Source organism: Micromonospora reichwaldensis (assembly GCF_031845925.1).
GTDB lineage: Bacteria > Actinomycetota > Actinomycetes > Mycobacteriales > Micromonosporaceae > Micromonospora > Micromonospora reichwaldensis.
Map to the genome: position 1 here is coordinate 1 of NZ_JAVRFL010000061.1, position 19,985 is coordinate 19,985.

General features: G+C 75.5%; 23 protein-coding genes. 9 read left to right on the top strand and 14 right to left on the bottom strand.

Features of this window, described 5'->3' with window-relative positions:
- Nucleotides 1-229 precede the first annotated feature (229 nt).
- The 3 genes from RM555_RS30185 to RM555_RS30195 are packed head-to-tail and all read right to left on the bottom strand — an operon-like array spanning nucleotide 230 to nucleotide 3,316.
- A complete protein-coding gene (locus tag RM555_RS30185) occupies nucleotides 230-580 on the bottom strand; it encodes a DUF3140 domain-containing protein (RefSeq protein ID WP_311414898.1) in 351 nt (116 codons plus the stop codon).
- On the bottom strand, nucleotides 580-747 hold the full coding sequence (locus tag RM555_RS30190) for a hypothetical protein (RefSeq protein WP_311414899.1): 168 nt from the start codon (nucleotides 745-747) through the stop codon (nucleotides 580-582). Before RM555_RS30190 ends, RM555_RS30185 begins: the two co-directional genes overlap by 1 nt.
- A gap of 13 nt (nucleotides 748-760) precedes the next feature.
- Nucleotides 761-3,316 carry an ATP-dependent Clp protease ATP-binding subunit gene (locus RM555_RS30195; RefSeq protein WP_311414900.1) on the bottom strand — a complete coding sequence of 852 codons (2,556 nt, stop codon included), beginning with the start codon at nucleotides 3,314-3,316 and terminating at the stop codon, nucleotides 761-763.
- A gap of 192 nt (nucleotides 3,317-3,508) precedes the next feature.
- Between RM555_RS30195 and RM555_RS30200 the strand changes: the two genes are divergently transcribed.
- The 6 genes from RM555_RS30200 (at nucleotide 3,509) to RM555_RS30225 (ending at nucleotide 9,452) form a co-directional block, all read left to right on the top strand.
- Entirely contained in the window at nucleotides 3,509-3,907 is a 399-nt protein-coding gene (locus RM555_RS30200; protein ID WP_311414901.1) for a hypothetical protein, read from the top strand.
- Between the two features lie 133 nt (nucleotides 3,908-4,040).
- Nucleotides 4,041-4,301, top strand: coding sequence for a hypothetical protein (locus RM555_RS30205; RefSeq protein WP_089000636.1), 261 nt, complete (start codon nucleotides 4,041-4,043; stop codon nucleotides 4,299-4,301).
- 9 nt (nucleotides 4,302-4,310) lie between these two features.
- Entirely contained in the window at nucleotides 4,311-5,648 is a 1,338-nt protein-coding gene (locus tag RM555_RS30210; protein ID WP_396888870.1) for a single stranded DNA-binding domain-containing protein, read from the top strand.
- Nucleotides 5,641-8,313: an FtsK/SpoIIIE domain-containing protein gene (locus RM555_RS30215; protein WP_311414902.1), complete on the top strand. Its 2,673-nt coding sequence runs from the start codon at nucleotides 5,641-5,643 to the stop codon at nucleotides 8,311-8,313. The genes RM555_RS30210 and RM555_RS30215 overlap by 8 nt, the downstream gene beginning before the upstream one ends.
- Entirely contained in the window at nucleotides 8,310-8,975 is a 666-nt protein-coding gene (locus RM555_RS30220) for a hypothetical protein (RefSeq protein ID WP_311414903.1), read from the top strand. The genes RM555_RS30215 and RM555_RS30220 overlap by 4 nt, the downstream gene beginning before the upstream one ends.
- A gap of 120 nt (nucleotides 8,976-9,095) precedes the next feature.
- Nucleotides 9,096-9,452, top strand: coding sequence for a YciI family protein (locus RM555_RS30225; protein ID WP_311414904.1), 357 nt, complete (start codon nucleotides 9,096-9,098; stop codon nucleotides 9,450-9,452).
- Between the two features lie 151 nt (nucleotides 9,453-9,603).
- On the opposite strand, the gene RM555_RS30230 is transcribed toward RM555_RS30225, so the two are convergent.
- Together RM555_RS30230 and RM555_RS30235 are read right to left on the bottom strand one after the other, a co-directional pair.
- A complete protein-coding gene (locus RM555_RS30230) occupies nucleotides 9,604-10,872 on the bottom strand; it encodes a cupin domain-containing protein (RefSeq protein WP_311414905.1) in 1,269 nt (422 codons plus the stop codon).
- Nucleotides 10,873-10,881: 9 nt separating this feature from the next.
- Nucleotides 10,882-11,169 (bottom strand): hypothetical protein, encoded by a 288-nt coding sequence (locus RM555_RS30235; RefSeq protein ID WP_132237929.1) that lies wholly within the window; start codon nucleotides 11,167-11,169, stop codon nucleotides 10,882-10,884.
- Nucleotides 11,170-11,407: 238 nt separating this feature from the next.
- On the opposite strand from RM555_RS30235, the gene RM555_RS30240 reads away from it, so the two are divergent.
- A complete protein-coding gene (locus RM555_RS30240; RefSeq protein WP_311414906.1) occupies nucleotides 11,408-12,187 on the top strand; it encodes a PIG-L deacetylase family protein in 780 nt (259 codons plus the stop codon).
- An 88-nt stretch (nucleotides 12,188-12,275) separates the two neighbouring features.
- On the opposite strand, the gene RM555_RS30245 is transcribed toward RM555_RS30240, so the two are convergent.
- The 9 genes from RM555_RS30245 to RM555_RS30285 all read right to left on the bottom strand — a co-directional run bounded on the left by RM555_RS30245 (nucleotide 12,276) and on the right by RM555_RS30285 (nucleotide 18,400).
- Nucleotides 12,276-12,704, bottom strand: coding sequence for a DUF2267 domain-containing protein (locus tag RM555_RS30245; RefSeq protein WP_311414907.1), 429 nt, complete (start codon nucleotides 12,702-12,704; stop codon nucleotides 12,276-12,278).
- Nucleotides 12,705-13,005: 301 nt separating this feature from the next.
- The gene (locus RM555_RS30250) at nucleotides 13,006-13,878 is read right to left on the bottom strand and encodes a DUF72 domain-containing protein (protein ID WP_311414908.1); all 873 of its coding nucleotides are present in this window, start codon (nucleotides 13,876-13,878) and stop codon (nucleotides 13,006-13,008) included.
- Nucleotides 13,879-13,926: 48 nt separating this feature from the next.
- Entirely contained in the window at nucleotides 13,927-14,325 is a 399-nt protein-coding gene (locus RM555_RS30255; RefSeq protein WP_089000644.1) for a TraR/DksA family transcriptional regulator, read from the bottom strand.
- 162 nt (nucleotides 14,326-14,487) lie between these two features.
- Nucleotides 14,488-15,126, bottom strand: coding sequence for a nucleoside/nucleotide kinase family protein (locus tag RM555_RS30260; protein ID WP_311414909.1), 639 nt, complete (start codon nucleotides 15,124-15,126; stop codon nucleotides 14,488-14,490).
- Between the two features lie 159 nt (nucleotides 15,127-15,285).
- A complete protein-coding gene (locus tag RM555_RS30265; RefSeq protein WP_132237941.1) occupies nucleotides 15,286-15,888 on the bottom strand; it encodes a winged helix-turn-helix domain-containing protein in 603 nt (200 codons plus the stop codon).
- Nucleotides 15,889-16,277: 389 nt separating this feature from the next.
- Nucleotides 16,278-16,832: a winged helix-turn-helix domain-containing protein gene (locus RM555_RS30270; RefSeq protein ID WP_311414910.1), complete on the bottom strand. Its 555-nt coding sequence runs from the start codon at nucleotides 16,830-16,832 to the stop codon at nucleotides 16,278-16,280.
- Between the two features lie 47 nt (nucleotides 16,833-16,879).
- On the bottom strand, nucleotides 16,880-17,374 hold the full coding sequence (locus tag RM555_RS30275) for a rhodanese-like domain-containing protein (protein ID WP_311414911.1): 495 nt from the start codon (nucleotides 17,372-17,374) through the stop codon (nucleotides 16,880-16,882).
- Between the two features lie 104 nt (nucleotides 17,375-17,478).
- The gene (locus tag RM555_RS30280) at nucleotides 17,479-17,934 is read right to left on the bottom strand and encodes a cysteine dioxygenase (protein WP_311414912.1); all 456 of its coding nucleotides are present in this window, start codon (nucleotides 17,932-17,934) and stop codon (nucleotides 17,479-17,481) included.
- 88 nt (nucleotides 17,935-18,022) lie between these two features.
- On the bottom strand, nucleotides 18,023-18,400 hold the full coding sequence (locus RM555_RS30285; RefSeq protein WP_132237948.1) for a cupin domain-containing protein: 378 nt from the start codon (nucleotides 18,398-18,400) through the stop codon (nucleotides 18,023-18,025).
- Nucleotides 18,401-18,464: 64 nt separating this feature from the next.
- On the opposite strand from RM555_RS30285, the gene RM555_RS30290 reads away from it, so the two are divergent.
- Both RM555_RS30290 and RM555_RS30295 read left to right on the top strand, forming a co-directional pair.
- On the top strand, nucleotides 18,465-18,863 hold the full coding sequence (locus tag RM555_RS30290; RefSeq protein WP_311414913.1) for an ankyrin repeat domain-containing protein: 399 nt from the start codon (nucleotides 18,465-18,467) through the stop codon (nucleotides 18,861-18,863).
- Between the two features lie 45 nt (nucleotides 18,864-18,908).
- Nucleotides 18,909-19,862, top strand: coding sequence for a DUF3500 domain-containing protein (locus RM555_RS30295; RefSeq protein WP_311414914.1), 954 nt, complete (start codon nucleotides 18,909-18,911; stop codon nucleotides 19,860-19,862).
- Nucleotides 19,863-19,985: the final 123 nt, after the last annotated feature.

Below are 19,985 nucleotides of genomic sequence, written 5' to 3' on the forward strand. Positions count from 1 at the left end.
CGGTTACCCGGCACCGCCCGCCGATGGTTGGGCCTCCCCGCCGGGCGGGCAGCCGCCGGCGGGTGGCGGCTGGCCCCCCACGCCGCACCCCCCCCCCCCGCCCGCCCCCCCCCACCACCGCCCCACCGCCCCCCCCCCCGACCCCGGGCCCCCCCCCGCCCCCCCCGACCCCGGGCCCCCGGCCCCCCCGCCCGACCCCGGCCCCCCCGCCCCCCCCCCGACCGCCGGCTCAGCGTTCGACGAGGACGTCGTGGCCCAGGTCGAGCAGGGCGTGCCGCCACTCGTCGTCGGCGTTGCCGCGGGGCGGCTTCTCGTCCAGCAGGGACTGGATCTCGTCGATCGCGTCCCGCATCACCCGGATGTCCTCCGGCGTGAGGTCGACCTTGCGTTTGGTCAGCACCCGCAGGATCCGCCGGCCCATCCCGGGCAGGTCGAGGTCCGGGTCGGGCCCGAACGACTCCTCCCCGGAGCCCCGGGTGAGCAACCACTGCCGCAACTGCTCCGACGGGACGTTGACCTGGGCGTGGAAGTCGTCCCAGAGCACCTCCACCTCGGGTTCGAGCCGCTGCTCGCGTACCATCAGCCCTCCTCTCGACGGCGGCGGTCGGACTCCGCCGGCTCCGGGTCGTCGCCCTGCTGGCCCACGCCCTCCGGCGGCATCCGCACCCGGGCGGGGTTCGCGGTCGGCGGGGCCACGATCGGATCGGTACGCTCGCTCTCGTCCCGGGTCTCCTGGGGTTCGCTCATGTCCGCCCTCCGGTCATCGGGGATGGGACGTCGTGGCCGGGGTGTAGCCGCGCTCGCCGGCCGTCACGTCGAAGGCGAGTCGCCCGTCGCGGGCGTCCACGGTGATCTTCTGGCCGGGTGAGACCGCCGACTCCAGCAGCATCCGGGACAGCTGGTTGTCCACCTCCCGCTGGATGACCCGACGCAACGGCCGGGCACCGAACTCCGGCTGGTAGCCGTGCTCGGCGATCCAGTCGACGCCGGCGGTGGTGAAGTGGACCTGGATGTCCTGCGCGTGCAGGCGGCGACGGGTCTCCTCCAGCAGCAGGCCGGTGATCTGGCGCAGTTGCTCGGCCTCCAGCCGACGGAAGATGATCACCTCGTCGATGCGGTTGAGGAACTCCGGCCGGAAGTTCTCCTGCAACCGGCGCATCAGCCGCTCGCGCAGCTCGTCGCGCTCCTGCTCGCCGCCCTCCGCGCCGGTGCCGAACCCGACGGCGCGCTGGGCGCCGGTGATCAGTTCCGAGCCGAGGTTGCTCGTCATGATCAGTACGGTGTTCTTGAAGTTGACCGTCCGGCCCTGGCTGTCGGTGAGCCGCCCGTCGTCGAGCACCTGGAGCAGGATGTTGAACACGTCGGCGTGGGCCTTCTCGATCTCGTCGAGCAGCACCACCGCGTACGGGCGGCGGCGGACCGCCTCGGTGAGCTGGCCGGCCTCCTCGTAGCCGACGTACCCGGGCGGGGCGCCGACGAGCCGGCTCACCGTGTGCCGCTCCTGGAACTCGCTCATGTCCACCCGGACCATCCGGTCGGCCTCGCCGAACAGCGCCTCCGCGAGGGCCCGGGCAAGCTCGGTCTTGCCGACGCCGGTGGGCCCGAGGAAGAGGAAGCTGCCCATCGGGCGGTCCGGGTCGGCCAGCCCGGCACGCGAGCGGCGGACCGCCTCGGCGACCGCGGTGACCGCGTCCTCCTGGCCGACCACCTTCTCGTGCAGGTGGCCCTCCAGGCGCAGCAGCCGGTCGCGTTCCTCCTCGGTGAGCTGGCTGATGGGAATTCCGGTGGCGCGGGAGACCACCTCCGCGATCTCCTGCGGCCCGACGGCCGGCACCTGCGACGAGCCACCCTCGTCGCCCCGGGCCCGGCGGATCTGCTCCTCCACCTCGGCGAGCTGGTCGCGCAGCGCGGACGCCTTCTCGTACTGCTCGTCGGCGACGGCCTGCTCCTTGTCCCGGCGTACCTCCTCGAGCTGTGTCTCCAGCTCCCGCACGTCGGACGCCGGGGTGCGGGTGCGCAGCCGGACCCGGGCGCCGGCCTGGTCGATCAGGTCGATCGCCTTGTCCGGCAGGAACCGGTCGGTCACGTACCGGTCGGACAGCTCGGCCGCGGCGACCAGCGCCTCGTCGGTGAACCGCACCTGGTGGTGGGCCTCGTAGCGGTCGCGCAGCCCGCGCAGGATCGCCACGGTGTCGTCGACGGTGGGCTCCGGCACGAACACCGGCTGGAACCGGCGGGCCAGCGCCGCGTCCTTCTCGATGCTCTTGCGGTACTCGTCCAGCGTGGTCGCGCCGATCACCCGCAGTTCGCCGCGGGCCAGCGCCGGCTTGAGCATGTTCGAGGCGTCCATGCCGCCCTCGCTGCCCGCCCCGCCCGCGCCGACCAGGGTGTGGATCTCGTCCAGGAAGACGATCAGCTCGTCGCGGTGTGCCCGGATCTCGTCGATGACCTTCTTCAGCCGCTCCTCGAAGTCGCCCCGGTACCGGGTTCCCGCCACCAGGCCGGCCAGGTCGAGCTGGATCACCCGCTTGCCGAGCAGCGTCTGCGGCACGTCGCCGTCGCAGATCCGCTCCGCCAGGCCCTCCACGATCGCCGTCTTGCCGACGCCGGCCTCGCCGATGAGCACCGGGTTGTTCTTCGTCCGGCGGGACAGGATCTCGACGGCCTGCTCGATCTCGTCGGCCCGGCCGATCACCGGGTCGATCTGGTCGTTGCGGGCCAGGTCGGTGAGGTCCTGGCCGTACTGGTCGAGGGTGGGCGTGCCGCGGTCGGGCTTCGGCCCGGTCATCGGCCCGCGCTCGGCGCTGGCCGCCTGCAACGACTCGGGTTGGATCCGGCCGGCGGCGAGCATCCGGCCGGCCGGGGACTCCGGGTTCAGCGGCAGCGCCATCAGGATGTGCTCGGGGCCGATGTAGTTGGCGCCCATCGCCCGGGACAGCTGGTGGGCGTCGAGCAGCGCCCGCTTGGCCGCGGGGGTGAGCGACAGGTTGGGCGGCACCTCGCCCTTGGGCGCGCCGTCGCCGCGCCCACCGAGCGCGTTGAGCAGCGTGTCCGGGTCGGCGCCGGCGCGCCGGACGAGGTCGCGCAGCGGTTCGCGTTGCAGCGCGGCCCAGAGCAGGTGGTCGGTGTCGAGGTCGGTGCTCTTGCGTTGGGCGGCCCGGCGGGCCGCGTCGGCCAGCATCTCCCTGGCGTCGGCGGTCATCAGCCGGGTGATGTCGACCCGGTGCGCGGGTCGGCGCCCACCCTCGCCCCGGCCGAAGTACCGGGCCAGGAACTCGTCCCAGGGGTCGGAGCCGAAGTCACCGGGTCCCATCATGTCTGTCCTCCGCAGTCGGGCGCGACGGTCGCCAGGGGCTACCCGGCGGTCCGCCCGACAAACGCCACCACCGCGCCGCGCCCCGTCGCGAAGGCCCCCCGCCCAGGTGCAAGGAAGGGCCCCTTGTTAACGCCTGCGGTAGAGGAAGGGTCCCTTCCTTGCACCTCAGGCGATGGGTGGGAGGCTGGTGGGATGGAGCCGACGACGCCGCTGCTGATCGTGGACGCCGCCAACGTGGTGGGGTCCCGCCCGGACGGTTGGTGGCGGGACCGCGCGGGCGCGACCGCCCGGCTGCGCGACTCGCTGGTCCCGGTGGCCGCCGCCGGGCTGCCCCCGCAGCTGCCTCCCCCGGTGGAGGTGGTGCTGGTGGTGGAGGGCCGGGCGCGGGACGTGCCGGGCACGGCCGGGGTCCGGGTGGTGGCCGCGCCCGGGTCCGGCGACGACGCCGTCGTCGACCTGGTCGCCGCCGCGCCGCAGCGCCGACGGCTGGTCGTCACCGCCGACCGTGAGCTGCGGGAACGCGTCGTCGCGCAGGGCGCGGAGGTGTACGGGCCGCGCTGGCTGCGGGACCGACCGACCCCGCCCGGGTAGTCCCGTCAATCGGACTAGCAGCGCTTCCGGTCGACAACCGCTCAGCGGGGCAGGAACACTGACAGGGCGGATGTTCTCTCACCGTGAGGGATAGGCTCTAATGGAGGCCTCCCCGCCCCCAGGAGGTTTCGCCGTGGCGAGCGTCGCCGAGCTCAAGGCAGCCATCGATGTCGCGCTCCAACAGATCGGCGACGGCCAGAGCGCCGTGCAGGCGGCCGGGGAGAAGCTGGCCGAGGCGCAGCAGACCCTGGCCGGCGCGCTGGAGGGCAGCGGGCACGAGACCGTCGAGGCGGCCCAGTCCTCGCTGACCCAGGCCAGCCAGGAGCTGGAGGAGTGCCTCGCCGCGACACTCGTCGCCGTCGAGCAGGCGCAACTCTACGTCGCGACGCTCTGAGGCTCGGCCGTGTCCATCGTCGAGGATGTCGGCGCGCAGGTCCGCGCCGCCGCCGATGACCTGCCGCTCGCGCAGCTTGCCCTGGCGCTCGAGAAGTTCGGGCTGGCCGCCGAGCGGCTGCGCTGGGTCCGCCAGGAGTCGGCCGACCCGATGGGGGTGCCGGAGCTCTCCGCCGCCACCGAGCACGCCGAGACCGCCGGCTACGCGCTGCGCGTCGCGCAGGAGCAGCTCTCGGCGTACCTCGCCGCGATCGGGCTGGCCGGCGACGGCTCCCCCGCCCCGGGGCCGCAGGAGCAGCAGCGCCGGCCCGCGCACGACGCGCCGCGCGAGGCGGCCCCCGGGGAGCCGGCGCCGGAGCCGGCCGCCGACGTGACGCCCCGCCGCTGGTGGGCGGTACGGGTGGCCGAGCTGACGGGCGGCCGGGAGGGTGCGCCCGAGCAGCCCGACGAGAAGGTCGACGACGCCCGGGAGCTGCTGCGCCGGGTCGTCGGCGGGGTCCGTGCCGGCGACCGCGACCGGCTGCACACCGAGCTGCGTCGCGCGCACGCCGACGTCGGCCTCGGCCTGGCGGCGGTCGCCCCGCCGCTGCTGCGCGAGTTGGCCGGGGAGCTGCTCGGGCACCCGCCGCGCGCCGAGGACCTCGGACGGCTGCACCGCGAGCTGGACGGCCGGGTGCGGGACCTGCTGCCCGGCCTGCCCCCCGCGGTGCTGGACACGCTGCTGACCCGGATCTGCCGGATGCCCCCGCCCCGGCGCGGCGAGGCGGAGCAGCCGCACGCCGCCGACCCGGCCGTCACCGCGGGGGTGCTCACCGGGGTGTTGCTGGCCCGGCTCGGCCGGGACCTGCCCACCGACGACGAGCGGGCCCGGCAGGCCGAGACGGCCCGGGAGCGACGCGCCGCCGCCGAGCGGGACCGGCAGGCGGAGACCGCCCGCGACCGGGCCGACGACGCCGAGTGGCAGCGCCGCGCCGCCGCCGCGAAGGGCAGGGTGACCGCCGCGCGGGAGCGGGTCGCGGCGGCCCGGGACCGGGCGGAGGCGGCACACGACCAGGCGACCGCGGCCCGGGAGCGGGCGGCGACCGCCGGTCAGGCCGCCCCGAAGCCGGACCGGGCGGCGGCCGGCGGGTCGACGGGCGGGGGCGGCGCGTCGGCCGACGGCGGCGCACCGGGCAGCGGCGGGTCGACGGGCGACGGCGGTGCGTCGGCGCGTCGCGGTGGACCGGCCGCCAATGGTGCTGCCGCGGCTCGGCCCGGGTCGGCCGGCCGCGTCTGGTCGAGCCCGCCCGCGGGCCGGCCGGCGTCGGGTGGCACCCCGGGCCCGCGCGGGCGGGGCGTCGATGGCTGACCGGCGGAGCCAGCTGGTCACCCGGGTCAGGGGCATGCTGGGCGAGGCCCTCGGCGCCACCCGGACCCGGCTGTCCAGCGCGCAGGCCGAGCTGAGCACGGCCCGGGAGCGGCTGGCGAAGGTCCGGCGGGCCGCGTCGGTCGTGCCGGAGCGGGTGGGCGCGCAGCGCGACCGGCGGCTGGCCGAGATCGACGATCGGCACGCCGCGCGCATCGCGGAGCTGGCCCGGCGGGCGGCGGACGCGGCGCAGCGGGAGGCCCCCGGGGCGGCCTCCGCGGACTGGACGCGGTGGCGCCCGACGCCGACCCGGCGGGCGGAACCGCCGGGCGCGCTGCGCATCGGCACGGTACGCATCCCCGGCGCCGAACCGGTGCCGGCGCTGGTGCCGCTGCTCGACGCCGGCCACGTCGAGCTGACCGGGGACGACCGGGAGGGCTGCGACGCGGTGGTGTCGGCGCTGCTGCTGCGCGGCGTCGGGCGCGCCGATCCGGGCGCCGTACGACTGGTCGGCTACGACCCCGAGCACCTGGGCGGCGGCCTGGCCGGTTTCGCCCCCCTCGGCACGGCCGGGCTGCTCACCTTCGTCGGCCCGGGCGGGCTGGCCCGGCTCCTCGACGACCTGGTGGAGCAGATCCGCCGGATCAACGAGACGGTGCTGGCCGGGGAGTACGTCTCGCTGCGCGAGCTGGCCGCCGCCACCGGTCGCCGGCCCGAGCCGTGGCGGGTGGCGGTGCTGCTGGGCGGGGACGAGTTGTCGCGGCACGAACGCGGCCAGCTCGACCGGGTGGTCCGCACCGGGGCGGCCTGCGGCGTGCACCTGGTGGTGCGGGGCGTGTCGCTGCCCGAGGATCCCACCGTGACCCGGGTGGGCGCGTACGCCGACGGCGCCCGGATCGGCGGGCCCAACGGCCTGCCCGTACGCCTCGATCCGCCGCCCCCGCCGGTCCTGGTCACCGAGACCTGCCGGGAGGTGGCGGCGCGGGTCAACGCCGGCCCCGCCCCGACCCCGTTCACCGACCTGCTGCCGCCGGTGGAGCAGATGTGGCGGGAGGACTCCGCCACCGGGCTGACCGCCCCGATCGGCGAGGGCCCGCACGGCCGGCCGGTGCTGCTCACCCTGGGCGACTACCCGCCGCACGCGTTGATCGGCGGCCCGTCCGGCACCGGCAAGACGAACCTGATTTTCGCCTGGATCGGCGCGCTGGCGGCCCGCTACTCCCCGGCCGAGCTGGAGTTCTACCTGCTGGACTTCAAGGAGGGGGTGTCCTTCGCCCGGTTCGCCAAGGGCCGGCGGGACCCGAGCTGGCTGCCGCACATGCGGCTCGTCGGGATCAACGTCAACACCGACCGGGAGTTCGGCCTGGCGTTGCTGCGCTTCCTCGCCGAGGAGCTGCGCCGGCGGGCCGACGCCGCGAAGAAGCACGAGGTGACCAAGCTCGCCGAGCTGCGCGCGGTCGACCCCACGGGGCACTGGCCGCGGATCGTCGCGGTGGTCGACGAGTTCCAGATGCTGCTCGCCGGGCGGGACGTGGTCGCCCGGGAGGCCGCCGACCTACTGGAGGACCTGGCCCGGCGCGGCCGGTCGCAGGGCATCCACCTGGTGCTCGCCTCGCAGGACGTACGCGGCATCGAGGCGCTGTGGGGCCGGCCGGCCCTGGTCGCGCAGTTCACGTTGCGCATCGCGCTGCCGAAGGCGCTACGGATCCTCGCCGAGCGCAACGACGCCGCCCAGTCCCTGCCGCGCCACCACGCGGTGGTCAACGCGGAGTCCGGCATGGCGGAGGGCAACCAGGTGGCCCGGATCCCGTCGGCCAGCGACTGGGAGACGTGGAGCGAGTTGCAGCACCGGCTGTGGCGGATGCGCCCGCAGGACGCCGCGCCGGCCCGGCTCTTCGACGGCGACGCGATCCCCCGCCTCGCCGACGCGCCGGACTTCCGGGCGCTGGCCGCGCCGGAGACGGGGCACCCGCGTACGCCGGTCGCGCTGCTCGGCGAGATCATCGACGTGCAGTCCCGCTCGGCGGCGTTGCGGCTGCCCCGGGCTCCCGGCCGCAACCTGGCGGTGCTCGGCACCCGGGTGGACGAGGCGTGCGCGGTGCTCGACGCGGCGGCCCGCTCCCTGGCCCGCCAGCACCGCCCCGGCACGGCCCGGTTCTCGATCGCCTGCCTCGACCCGGACGCCGACCCGGCCGCCCGGTCCCTCTACGAGGATCTCGCCGACGACGCCGCCTGGTACGACGAGGAGACGGTAGGCGAGCTGATGGCCGAGACCGCTGAGGGGCTCGGTGCGCCGGGCATGCCGCACTACCTGCTGCTGTTCGCCGTCGACGCGGCGGCCGGGGCGTTGGCCACGCGGATCGGCCGGCGTACCGGGCTGGAGGAGCTGCGCCGGATCCTGCACGACGGGCCGGAGCGGCGCATCCACGTGCTGGCCTGGTGGCGCGGCGTCGCCCGGATGCGGGCCGACCTGGGCGGACCGGCGGCCCGGACGGACCAGATCGGCGCCTGGGTGGCGCTGGACGCCCACGGCGGCGAGCTGGGTTCGTCGCTGTATCCGGGCACCGGTGGCCCGGACTGGTATCCCCGCCCCTGGCGGGGGCTGTTCTTCGATCGGGCGGTGCACCGCACCGGCCAGGTGATCATTCCCTACGGGCCGGCGCGATGAACGAACCGGTGACCAGTGAGTCGTACGCGGCCCAGATCCGTCGGCTGGCCGAGCTGAGCACGCGGGTGCGCGTCCAGCGGGCCGAGGCGCACACCTGGCACGCCCAGCAGTGCGCGGCGGCCGAGCGGGCCGTTGCCGAGGCGGAGGCCGAGCTGCGGCGCGCGGAGCGGGAGCTGGTGGACGCGCGCGAGGAGCAGGAACGGGTGGACGCCGAGGTCGCCGACCTGTGGCAACTGCTGCGCGGCCGGCTCGGCGGCTCGGGTCGCCGGGCGGGCGGGCCACCGGCGCCGGTGCCCGGCGCGACGGATGACCCGGCTCCGCTGCTGGCCGGCGTGCGGGACCTGCTCAACCGCACGCGCCAGCCGGGTGACCTGCCGGGCTCGGTCAACCCGCTGCTGGCGTTGTGCGGGGTGGCGGGCGCGGTGCTCGCGTACGCCCTCGGTGGCGCGGCCCGGGCGGCGGGCGAGCGGTACGGCGGCGAGCTCGGCGTCGGGCTGCCGGTGCTGGCCCTGGTGGTGACGCTGCTCGGTCCGCTGGTCGGTCTGGTGCCGGCGAAGGTCCTCGCCGACCGTCGGCACGCCGTGCTCGGCCCCCGGCCGCTGACCGTCGTGCTCGTCGCCGGGCTGGTGACCACGGTCGCGCTGCTCGTCGCCGGCCGCTGACCCACCGTTCCCCCGTTCAGCCGGAAGGTTGCCGCAGCGCGTCGTCGATCCGGCCGCCCGCCGTTCGTGTAGAGGGAGGAGGCCGGGTCACGCCGGCCGTTCGACGAGAGGGAGTGTGCGATGCGGAACTTCGTGCTCAACGTGATCCAGCCCGACGGGGACGCCCCGCCCCCGCCGGACTTCCTCGAGCCGATCATGCGGGACGTCGAGGCCGTCAACCAGGAGATGCGCCGCAGCGGTGTCTGGGTCTTCGGCGCCGGTCTGGAGCTGGCGCACACCGCCCGGGTGGTCCGGGTCCGCGACGACGAGACGCTCCTGACGGACGGCCCGTTCGCCGAGGGCAAGGAGCACGTCGGCGGGTTCACCGTGATCGCGGTGCCGGATCTCGACGCGGCGTTGGGCTGGGCGGAGAAGCTGTCCCGGGCGACCACCCTGCCGATCGAGGTCCGTCCGGCGGCCGCCATCGACCCTGCCTGAGCCGGACCTTTCATCGGCACGTGCCGGAGCCGTGCGGGGCGACCTCGCGGTGGCGACCGTGCCGCCGCACGGCCCGCCCCCGCAGGCCGGGCCGTGCCGCACGTGGCACGGCCCGGCCTCTCGTACGGGCACCACGCACCGCCCCGGCCTATCAGGCGGGGACCAGCACCGCCTCGCGCAGGAGGCGACGGGCCAGGGTGATCCGGTCGGCGTCGTCGTCCAGGCCCGGCAGGTCGCCGACCCGGACGGACTCGGCGCCGAGCAGTGCGTGCACGGCCGGCGCGCACGACGCGGGCAGCGTGATCGTGCGGTCGAACAGCACCAGCGCGACCTTCTCGCCCCGTGGGGTGAGCCGCCAGCGCAGGCCGGGTCGCGGGGCGAGCCGGGTGTCGGCGTCCAGCGACGCCAGCGCGGCGGCCTGGGCCAGGGGTCGGATGGGCGCGGGCCGGGCGGCCGGCCAGGCGCGCTGCCGCAGCCGGGCGGCGACGGCCGCCGGGTCGGCCCGCAGCAGCCAGTCCCGCAGCGCCTCCACCGTCTCGGTCAGCTCCGGCTCGATCGCGTCCGGGTCGGCGACGTCGGTGCCGAACGGCAGCGTGGCGCGCAGCCGCGGGTCCTCGGCGGCGAGGGCGAGCAGCTCCTCGACCAGGGCGTAGCGGGTCAGCGCCCGGACGCCGACGGTCAGGTGCAGCGAGCTGGACTCCTGGGCCTGCGCGCTGTGCAGCCAGCCGCGGGGCAGGTAGAGCGCGTCGCCGGGGGCGAGCACGACGTCCAGCGCGGCGGGCCCGTCGGCGGTGGCGGCGACCTCGTCGGCCCGGCCACCCCACGGCTGCTTCTCCAGCGGGTCCGGCAGCACCGGCGGGTGGATCCGCCAGTGCTTGCGGCCGTCGACCTGGAGGACGAAGACGTCGTGGGTGTCGTAGTGGGTGGCGAAACCCTGGCTGCCGGCGGGGGTCAGGTAGGCGTTGACCTGCAACGGCTGCCCGACGGCGGTGCCGAGTTCGCGGGTGAAGTCGGTCAGGGCCGGCCAGGTGCGGTGCAGACCCTGCAGGACGAGGGTGGCGCCGCCGGCGTACAGCTCCAGCACCCGCTCGTCGAGGACCTGGTCGGCGATCTCGGCGCCGGCGCCGCCGCCGCCGGTGAAGCGGGCCGCCGGCACGAGCTGGCCGTCCTTGGCGATCCGCAGGAACGGTGTACGCAGGCCGCGGCGGCTGAGCAGCTCGTCGGCGTCGGCGGGGCTGAGCAGGTCGGTGAAGCCGGCCTCGTTGGGCAGTTCGTCGGCGCGGGAGAGCAGCGGGGTGCGTCCCCAGTGGGCGGCGGCGAACTTCGCCGGCTCGACCGACACGCAGCGCGCGAGCGCGGCCGAGGCCCCGGACGGGACCGCCGGGCGGCCGTCGCCGCCCGGCGGGTCGATGTCGGTCACGGCGATCCGTCAGGCGCTGCCGTCGGCGCCGCCGTCGTGCTGGCCCGGCGTGGCACCGCCGTCGGCGGGACCCTCCGCGCTGCCGTCGGCGCCACCGTCGTGCTGGCCCGGGGTCGCACCGCCGTCGGCGGGACCCTCCGCGCCCTGGTCGGCGCCCTGGTCGGCGCCACGCTCGGCACCGCGGTCGGCGCCGCCGTCGGCACCACCGTCCTGCTGGCCCGGGGTCGCGCCGCCGTCGGCCGGGCCCTCGGGGCCGCCACCGGCGCTGGTCTGCATGTCGTCGTCGTTGAGTGCCATCGGTGCTCCCTAGGGATGTGCCGCCCCGCCGTTGCGCCGGGGTCCGTCGTGCAGCGGGTGGTACCCCACACGCGATCTTCTCTAACCACACCGTAGACGTCCTTTCCGGTTCACACCGGCGGTTCGCCGCGCCCGGTCAGTGCCGCCAGCAGGCACGTCGCGGCGCGCGGCGCGGGTCGGACGCCGACGGCGCCGGGGGTTCGCGCCGCCCGGCGCGGCGGCGCCCGACGGTGACAGGATGGTGCTGCCCGAGCAGGAGGTGGCGATGACCGAGCCGACCGGGCCGCGCCCGCTGGAACCGGTGACCGAGCAGTGGCAGCGCGCGCTGGCGATCGTGGCGCACCCCGACGACCTGGAGTTCGGCGCCGCCGCCGCGGTCGCCCGCTGGACGGCGCAGGGCAGACAGGTCGTCTACTGCCTCGTCACCAGCGGCGAGGCCGGCATCGACGCGATGCCGCCGCCGCGAGCCAGGGAGGTCCGGGAGCGGGAGCAACGCGAGTCCGCCGCCCTGGTCGGGGTGGGGACCGTGGAGTTCCTCGGCCTGCCCGACGGCGTCCTGGAGTACGGCGTGCCGCTGCGTCGCGCCCTCGCCGGGGTCGTCCGCCGGCACCGCCCCGAGATCGTGATCACCAACAACTTCCGGGACACCTGGGACGGTGCGTACGCCCTCAACCAGGCCGACCACATCGCCACCGGCCGGGCGGTGCTGGACGCCGTCCGCGACGCCGGCAACCGGTGGGTGTTCCCGGAGCAGCTCGTCGACGGGATCGAGCCGTGGAACGGGGTGCGCCAGGTCTGGGCCGCCTCCTCGCCCCTCGCCGCGCACGGGGTGGACGTCACCGACACCTTCGCGCGGGGCGTGGCCTCGCTGCGGGCGCACGACGCGTACCTGAGCGGGCTGGGTGACGGCAGCTTCGACCCCGAGGAGTTCCTCGAAGGGCTCTGCCGCCCCGTCGGCGCCCGACTGGGCGTCCGTTACGGCACCGCCTTCGAGGTCTTCCACTTCGACCTCTGGTAGCGACGGGCCGACCCGTGGCCCCGGTACGGCCGGCGTGAAACGGTCCGCTCCGCCGGGGCGGAGCGGACCGTCGCGGACGTGCGGCGCGTCAGGGAAGGATGTTCGCCATGTCCCGGGGCATCGTGGCCTTCACGTCCTCCCACTCGCCCTGGGTCACGTGGCGGCGCAGGGTGTCCAGCACCACCCGCACCACGCGCTCCGGGCCGCCCTCGGCGTCGTACGGGAAGCCCTGCCGGACCTCCAGCAGGAAGTCGTCCCGGTTGAGCTTGATCGGCACGTCCGACGGCTTCCAGCCGTCGAAGTAGATCCCGCGCACCAGCACCGGGAGCTGCGCGGCGAACTCCACGCTCTCCTGCACCGGCATCCGGTCGCGCAGCAGGTGCAGCACCGTGCGCAACGCGCAGTAGGACTGGTTGCGTTGCTTCTTGGGCCAGCCGTAGGCCTGCTCGATGTCCTTGAGGATCAGGTTGGTCTTGTCCATCGAGGACTCGAACGCGGAATGCAGTTGCTCAGCCATCTGTCCACCCCCGTACGTCGGTCTCCCACCGTCGGTCGTCGTCACGTCGCGGCGGTCCCACCGGACCGCGCGGCTGCCGGGTCGGACCGACCCGGGCGGGGCGCGGCGCCCACCGGGCGTCAGGGGACGACCCGACGACGTGCAGCACGGGGCCGCGTCGTCGACCCGGGACCACCCGAACCGTCATCTCCACCCACCTCCGTGGTGTCGCCTGCCGCGGCCACGGTCGGCCGCACACACCGCCCATACTGCGTGGCGTCGGGGTGAGCGGCCCTCACCCCGACGGAGTGAACCGCCCGGCTCAGTCCGCGTCGAGCAGCCCGGCGAGGGTCGCGGCGTTGGTCTGCGCGTAGTCCCGGTAGCAGTTGTTCATCAGGACGTGCGTCTCCCCGGCGGAGCCGGCCAGCTCGCGCAGCTTCGGCGCCCAGTCGCGCAGCTCCCGGTCGGCGTAGCGGTAGCCGAACTTCTCGTGGATGTCCTTGCTGGTCCACTTGTCGCTGTGCCCGTGGAAGCGGACCACCGCGAGGTCCGCGGTGGCGGCCAGCACCGGGGGCACCGACGAGCGGTGCCCCTGCGGCATGTCCACGCAGACGTACGCCAACCGGTGCTCGCGCAGGAAGACGAGGGTCTCGTCGGCGTTGTCGCCGTCGAACCAGGAGGCGTGCCGGAACTCGTAGACCGGGCGCAGCGGGGCGCAGCGCTTCGCCACCTCCAGCAGGTACTGCTTGTTGTCCCGCTTGATGGTGAACCAGGGTGGGAACTGGAACAGCAGCGCGCCGAGCTTGCCCGCCTCGACCAGCGGGTCGAGCGCGGCGAGGAAGCGCGTCCACACCTCCTCGTACGCCTGCGGCGGCAGGTCGTCCGGGTACAGGTTCTTCTTCCCCGTGTCCGGCCGGAGGTCCTTGTAGAGCGCGCCGACCCGGGTCGGGTGCCCGGTGAGCAGGCTGAACGCCTTGACGTTGAAGGTGAAGCCGGCCGGGGTGCGCTCGGCCCACAGCCTCGCCGTCCGCTCGGCGGGCGGCGAGTAGTAGGTGGCGTCGACCTCGACCAGCGGGAACTGGCGGGCGTAGTACGCCAGCCGCTTCTCCGGGGTGTCGGCGGTCTGCGGATACCAGCCGGAGTCCAACAAGGTCCGGTCGGTCCAGGAGGCGGTGCCGACCTTGATCTCACCCATCGGTCGACCTCGCCGCGGTCCGGACCGACCGGCAGCCGCTGGCGGGGATCAGGCCGCCCGACGTTCCCGGTTCTGCTTGCACTGCACGCAGGTGGTGGCGGAGGGGAAGATCTCCAGCCGCTCGACGGGGATCGCCGAGGTGCAGCCCTCGCAGAAGCCGTAGGTGCCCTCCTCCAGCCGGGTGAGGGCGTGCTCGTACTGGGCGCGGCGGTCGAGGATGGTCCGCAGCAGGGACTGCGCGGTGTCCCGCTCCGCCGTCTTGGTGCCGCTGTCGGCCTGGTCGTCACCGGCGGTGTCACCCACCTCCACCAGCCGCAGCACCTGGCTCTGCAGCACCGCCTGCTCGTACTCCGCGGACAGCTCGTCGTAGCGGGCCTGCAGGGAGCGCCGGATCTGGTCGATCTCCGCCTGGGATCGGCCCGTACCGATCGTGTCGTGGACGAGCATCGCTGCCTGCCTTTCTGGCCTGGAAGATCCGCCGGGGCACCGCGTACGTGCGCCCGGCGCCGTGGTGGTCTGGGCGCGGGCGGATCACCCGCGCTCTGTGAGCCGGGCGAATACCCCGGCACGCCGACGGTCAAACCGACTATTTTCCGCCGTGTCACGGCGTCAGGGCGACACCGGGGACTCCACCAGCGCCGGGTGCCGGGGATCGTCGGCGCGGACCACGACGTCGGCGAAGGAGGCCGGTGCCACCTCGTCGGCGTACCGGGCGAAGGCGGGCAGCGTCCACCGCTGCGCGGGGTCGGTGCGCCGGGCCAGGGCGGCCGGGGAGAGCACCAGGTGGACCGTGACGTCGAAGGGCAGGCCCCCGCCGAGCAGCAGCGCCCCGCTGACCAGCACGACTCCCCCGGGCGGCAGGTCGACGTACGCGGCGCGGCTGGCCCGGTCGGTGGTGGCGTCCCACAGCGAGGGCAGCACCCGCCCCGAGCCGCCGGGCCCGGCCGGGTCGAGCACCTCCCGGCGCAGTCCCGGCTCGTCGACCCAGCCCTCGTAGAACGCGTCGGGGTTGGTCCGGCCGAACTCCAGGCGCACCGACGCGGGGCGGAGGAAGTCGGCGGCGCGTACGTGCAGCACGGGCCGACCGAGCGCGCGCAGCGGGTCGACCAGCGCGGCGGCGAGTTCTTCCGGGCCGGCCGCCGGGGCGCCGTCCACGGCCACCCGCAGCCGGCCGGGGGCGTCGGTGCCGGCGAGGCGCTCGGTCAGCTCGGCGACGAGCAGCTCCGGGGAGATGGGTCGGATCCGCATCCGACCATGGTGCCCCGCCGGCCGCCCGTGGCGGTGCTCGCGCGGGCGGTGCTCGCGCGGCCGGTGCTCGCGCGGGCGGTGCTCGCGCGGCCGGTGCTCGCGCGGGCGGTGCTCGTGCGGGCGGTGCTCGTGCGGCCGGTGCTCGCGCGGTGGGTGGTGTCAGCCGTTGCGGTCGATGGTGACGCGGGCGTCGTCGGCGAGCCGGTAGCCGACGCCGTAGACGGTGGTGACCAGCGGGACGTCGACGCCGACCTTGCCGCGCAGCCGACGGACGTGCACGTCCACGGTGCGCACGCCGGCGTGCTCATAGCCCCAGACCGCGTTGAGCAGCTGCAACCGGGTGAAGACCCGGCGGGGGTGGGCGACGAGGTGCAGCAGCAGGTCGAACTCCAGCCGGGTCAGGGGCAACGGCTCGCCGTCGCGCAGCACCGACCGGGACGAGGCGAGGATGTGCAGGGTCGGGATGGTGGCGGCGACCGGGCGCGACGGCGTGCGGCCGGCGGGCACCGGGTCGGGGCGGCGTTCGACGGTGGCGGTGATGATGGTGCCCTCGCCGCGTTCCAGCATCTCCCGGGCGGCCTCCAGCAGCCGTCGGGCGGGCGCGGTCAGCGACTCCTCGGATGCCAACGGGATGTTCAGGGTCACCGTGAGCATCGGTGCGGCGGTGTTGGCAGGGCGACGCTGGCCCCCCGGGGGTCGTCCGGGAACAGCGGGCTGGGACGTATGCCATCCGGCGCGCGACGAGGCGGGGCTGACCGACATGGTCCTCCTTGGCTGGTCCGGGTATCTCCCCACGGCCCGGGACGCCGCTCCATCGATGCTTCCCGGCGCCCGGGCGAGGGTCAAGGGGCGGCTGCGTTGCATGAATGTGACAATTGACGAACGCATCGGAGCCGGATGCTCGCTCTGCGTACGAAGCCTGATGATTACAGCAGAGCCGCCGGGTTGACCCGATAGGGGGGTGCCCGCCCGGTTCACGGTGGTCGGCGCGGGTGCGCCGGGAATGGATGAGCGTGGATCGCGTCGGCCCTCCGGAGGGCCGTGGACGCGCGACCGGGGCGCCTCGCGGCGTACCGGCGACGGGACACCGCGCCCCCGGACGCGGCGGCGCGGCGCGCCCGGGATCGGGCACGCCGCGCGGGGTGGCGCCGTCAGCGACTGCGCTCGATCTCGATCCGGGCCTCGTCGGCGAGGCGGTAGCCCACGCCGTAGACGGTGGTCACCACCGGCATGTCCGGGTCGAGCTTGGCGCGCAGCCGGCGGACGTGCACGTCGACGGTGCGCGCCACCGCGTGCTCGTAGCCCCACACCCGGCTCAGCAACTGGAGCCGCGTGAACACCCGGCGGGGCTGCTCCGCCAGGAACAGCAGCAGGTCGTACTCGATGCGGGTCAGCGGGATCACGCGGGTGCCCTGGTGGACCACCCGCGAGCCGGTGGCGATCCGGATCGCCTGGGGGTCCACGACGGCCGGCACCGGCCGGGGCGCCGCCGGCCGGTCCTCGGCGACGCCGGGACCCAGCCGCCCCTCCCCCGACTCGGCGAGTTCGCCGATCAGCTCCAGCAGCCGGGCCAGGCGGGGGCTCACCGGCCCCGGGACGAGGTCGAGGGTGATGGTGACGGTCGGGGCGGAGCGCGGTCGGACCGCTCCGATCCGCTCGGGGCGCGCGGACGAGTGGTGTCGGGTGGGGATGGCGACGACGGACATGGAGCCTCCTGGGCGGCGGTGCCGCCACGCCCGGTGGAGCGTGACGGTCAGGACGGCGCCCGACCGGCGGTCACCGGGGGCGCGGGGGTGGGCGTGGGCTGCGGCGGGGTGGGGCCGAGCACGGGCAGGCCGGCGAGCCGCCAGGCGACGAAGCCGCCGACGACGTCCGTGGCGTGGCGCAGCCCGAGATCCTGGAGGGCGGCGGCGGCCAGCGAGGAGGTGTAGCCCTCCTGGCAGATGACCAGCACCCGCAGGTCGTAGCCGACGGCCTGCGGCAGCCGGGCCGGACAGCGGGGGTCGAACCGCCACTCCAGCACGTTGCGCTCGATCACCAGCGAGCCGGGCACGGTGCCGTGGGCGGCCCGCTGGGCGGCCGGGCGGATGTCCACCAGCAGGGCCCCACGCCGGTGCGCCAGGTGGGCGCGCTCCGGGTCCAGCCGGTCCAGCCGCGCCCGGGCGGCGGCCAGGATCTCGTCGATGCCCCGGGAGCCCTGCGGCGCCACCGGGGCCGGACACGCGTGCGGGTCGTCGGTCTGCGGCATGGTCGTTCCCTCCACTGGTTGCTGACGGTGCACGTACGACGGCGGGCCGCCGGCGCGGGGCGGGCGGCGCGCAGGGGGTCGCGGGCGGCCCGACGGCGTCGCGCTCACCAGGCCACCCCGGCCTCGGCCACCTCGGCGACGCGCAGCCGGCCGTCGGTGAGCCGGTAGCTGGTCATCCGGCGCAGCGCGGGCCGGTAGACGTGGACGCTCACCGCCGGCTCGTCGTCCCGGTTGGACACCAGATGCACGTGCCGCGGGCCGAAGCGACGCCCGGACCCGGCCGGCAGCCGGTGCGGGCGGAGCACGCCCCCGCCGACCGTCTCCTCGGTCAGGACCCCGGAGACGACTAGGAACGCGCCGCCGCAGCCACCGTGGTCGTGCAGGTCGGTGCCCTGGCCGGGCAGCCAGCTCAACGCCCACACCTCGTGGTCGGGCTCGTGGGCGAGCCGGGCGTACCAGCGGGAGACCGGGTCGAAGCGCAGCGGCACCGGCCAGCGGGCGGGGTCGGCGGCCCACCGCCGGGCGGTGGCGAGCAGGTCGGGTGGGCGTCGGTCGGGCATGGCGGTCCTCGCGGTTCGGCGGTGCGTCGACCAAGCATAGGCTGCAAACCCTATTGGTTTAGTAGGCATTCCCAGGGGCTGGGACAGGTCAGCGGCGGACCGGCGGATCCACCCGGTAGCCCGGGATCGACGGCCAGCGCACCGTCAACACGACCGACTCGCGCTCGGCGTACCAGGAGTGGTCCACGCCCCGCCCCCACACCACGTAGTCGCCGGGCTCGCCGAGCACCACCGTCCGGTCCGGCAACTCGACCCGGAACCGGCCGCTGACCAGCACCAGCAGGGCCGTACGCCGCTCCTGCGTGGCCCATCGGGAGCGCGCCTCCCCCGCCGGATGGACGCCCCACTTCACCTCGACGTCGACGCTGTGCCGGGCGTCGCCCGGCGGCATGAAGTGGCCGAGCAGCCAGCCGGCGTTCGTCGCCCCGTCCACGCCCGCGTTGCCCACGTACACCCTGTCGTCCATCGCCCCCCTGCCCGGTACGCCGGCCGAGCAACGTACCAGGGGGGCGTCCGACTAACCTGGACCGGTGAGTGAGGAACTCGACGCGGAGACGCTGGCGTTCGCGCACCGGATGTTCGACCTGGCCCGCGACGGGGCCACCGCCGAACTGGCCGACTACGTCGACGCGGGGCTGCCGATCGACCTGACCAACGACAAGGGCGACACCCTGCTGATCCTCGCGGCGTACCACGCCCACGCCGAGACCGTCGCCGCGCTGCTCGCCCGCGGCGCCGACCACTCCCGCACCAACGACCGGGGCCAGACGGCGCTGGCCGCCGCCACCTTCCGCAGCAGCGCCGAGGCCGTCCGGGCGCTGCTCGCCGCCGGGGCCGACCCGCACCACGGCAACCCGTCGGCGGTGGAGACCGCCCGCTTCTTCGACCTGCCCGAGATGCTCGCGCTGCTGGCCGCGCCGACCGGCTGACGCCGACGCCCGGCGCATCCGCTCCGCGCCCGGTATACAGGGTCGGTGGAGGATCCGCTGCCCGAACAGATGCGTACCGCCGCCACGGCGCTGCTGGCCGCGCTGGACGAACCCGCCCGCGCCCAGGTCGCCCACCGGTTCGACGACGAGGCGGCCCGCCGCTGGCTCGAGTACCGGCCGCGGCCCCGGCCCGGGGTCTGCCTGGCCGACCTGGACCGCGCCGGGCGCAAGGCCGCGCACCGGCTCCTGGCCACCGCGCTGAGCCCACCGGCGTACGCCCAGGCGATGGCCATCGTCGCGCTGGAGGAGGTGCTGGACCGGGCGGAGGGATGGCGTCGGGGCCGACACAGCGGCGACTACTGGGTGGCCGTCTTCGGCGACCCGGCCCGCGACGACGCCTGGGCGTGGCGCCTGGAGGGGCACCACCTCTCGGTGAGCATGACCGTGGTGGCCGACCAGGTCTCCCCCGCGCCGATCTTCCTCGGCGCCAACCCGGCCACCGTCCGGTACGCCGGCCGCCCGGTCTCCCGGCCGCTGGGCGTGGAGGAGGACCTGGCCCGCGCCCTGCTCGACGCGATGGGCCCGGCGGGGCGGTCGGCGGCGATCGTCGCCGACGAGGCGCCCGGGGACATCATCAGCGCCACCCGTGCCCGGGTGGACGGGCCGCTGGAGCCGCTCGGGGTGCCCGCCGACCGGCTCGGGCCCACCGGGCGGGCCCTGCTGGACCAGCTCGTGGCGCTCTACCTGGACCGGCTCCCACCCGAGCTGGCGGTCCGGGAGGCGCGCCGGCTGGACTCCGGGCAGCTGCACTTCGCCTGGGCCGGCCCGACGGTGCCCGGCAGGCGCCACTACTACCGCGTGCAGGGCGACGACCTGCTCATCGAGTACGACAACACCACCGACGACGGCAACCACGCGCACACCGTCCTGCGCCGCCCGGCCAGCGACTTCGGCGCGGACGTCCTAGCCGCCCACCACGCCGAATCCCACCCCCACTAGGCTGTGTCTTCAAAGGATCTTGGTGTCGGATGATGTAGCGCGTGGGTCGTCGCTACGAGTTGTCTGACGTTGAGTGGGAAGCGCTGTCGCGGTACCTGCCGTCGGCGGTGACCGGTGGTCGGC

Bases quoted from the DNA above. Each gene is read 5' to 3' on its own strand.
- RM555_RS30250 (WP_311414908.1), bottom strand. From the start codon at position 13,878: ATGGGTGAGATCAAGGTCGGCACCGCCTCCTGGACCGACCGGACCTTG.
- RM555_RS30185 (WP_311414898.1), bottom strand. From the start codon at position 580: ATGGTACGCGAGCAGCGGCTCGAACCCGAGGTGGAGGTGCTCTGGGAC.
- RM555_RS30215 (WP_311414902.1), top strand. From the start codon at position 5,641: ATGGCTGACCGGCGGAGCCAGCTGGTCACCCGGGTCAGGGGCATGCTG.
- RM555_RS30260 (WP_311414909.1), bottom strand. From the start codon at position 15,126: ATGCGGATCCGACCCATCTCCCCGGAGCTGCTCGTCGCCGAGCTGACC.
- RM555_RS30245 (WP_311414907.1), bottom strand. From the start codon at position 12,704: ATGGCTGAGCAACTGCATTCCGCGTTCGAGTCCTCGATGGACAAGACC.
- RM555_RS30275 (WP_311414911.1), bottom strand. From the start codon at position 17,374: ATGCCGCAGACCGACGACCCGCACGCGTGTCCGGCCCCGGTGGCGCCG.
- RM555_RS30240 (WP_311414906.1), top strand. From the start codon at position 11,408: ATGGTGCTGCCCGAGCAGGAGGTGGCGATGACCGAGCCGACCGGGCCG.
- RM555_RS30270 (WP_311414910.1), bottom strand. From the start codon at position 16,832: ATGTCCGTCGTCGCCATCCCCACCCGACACCACTCGTCCGCGCGCCCC.
- RM555_RS30280 (WP_311414912.1), bottom strand. From the start codon at position 17,934: ATGCCCGACCGACGCCCACCCGACCTGCTCGCCACCGCCCGGCGGTGG.
- RM555_RS30220 (WP_311414903.1), top strand. From the start codon at position 8,310: ATGAACGAACCGGTGACCAGTGAGTCGTACGCGGCCCAGATCCGTCGG.
- RM555_RS30255 (WP_089000644.1), bottom strand. From the start codon at position 14,325: ATGCTCGTCCACGACACGATCGGTACGGGCCGATCCCAGGCGGAGATC.
- RM555_RS30225 (WP_311414904.1), top strand. From the start codon at position 9,096: ATGCGGAACTTCGTGCTCAACGTGATCCAGCCCGACGGGGACGCCCCG.
- RM555_RS30200 (WP_311414901.1), top strand. From the start codon at position 3,509: ATGGAGCCGACGACGCCGCTGCTGATCGTGGACGCCGCCAACGTGGTG.
- RM555_RS30265 (WP_132237941.1), bottom strand. From the start codon at position 15,888: ATGTCGGTCAGCCCCGCCTCGTCGCGCGCCGGATGGCATACGTCCCAG.
- RM555_RS30285 (WP_132237948.1), bottom strand. From the start codon at position 18,400: ATGGACGACAGGGTGTACGTGGGCAACGCGGGCGTGGACGGGGCGACG.
- RM555_RS30190 (WP_311414899.1), bottom strand. From the start codon at position 747: ATGAGCGAACCCCAGGAGACCCGGGACGAGAGCGAGCGTACCGATCCG.
- RM555_RS30195 (WP_311414900.1), bottom strand. From the start codon at position 3,316: ATGATGGGACCCGGTGACTTCGGCTCCGACCCCTGGGACGAGTTCCTG.
- RM555_RS30235 (WP_132237929.1), bottom strand. From the start codon at position 11,169: ATGGCACTCAACGACGACGACATGCAGACCAGCGCCGGTGGCGGCCCC.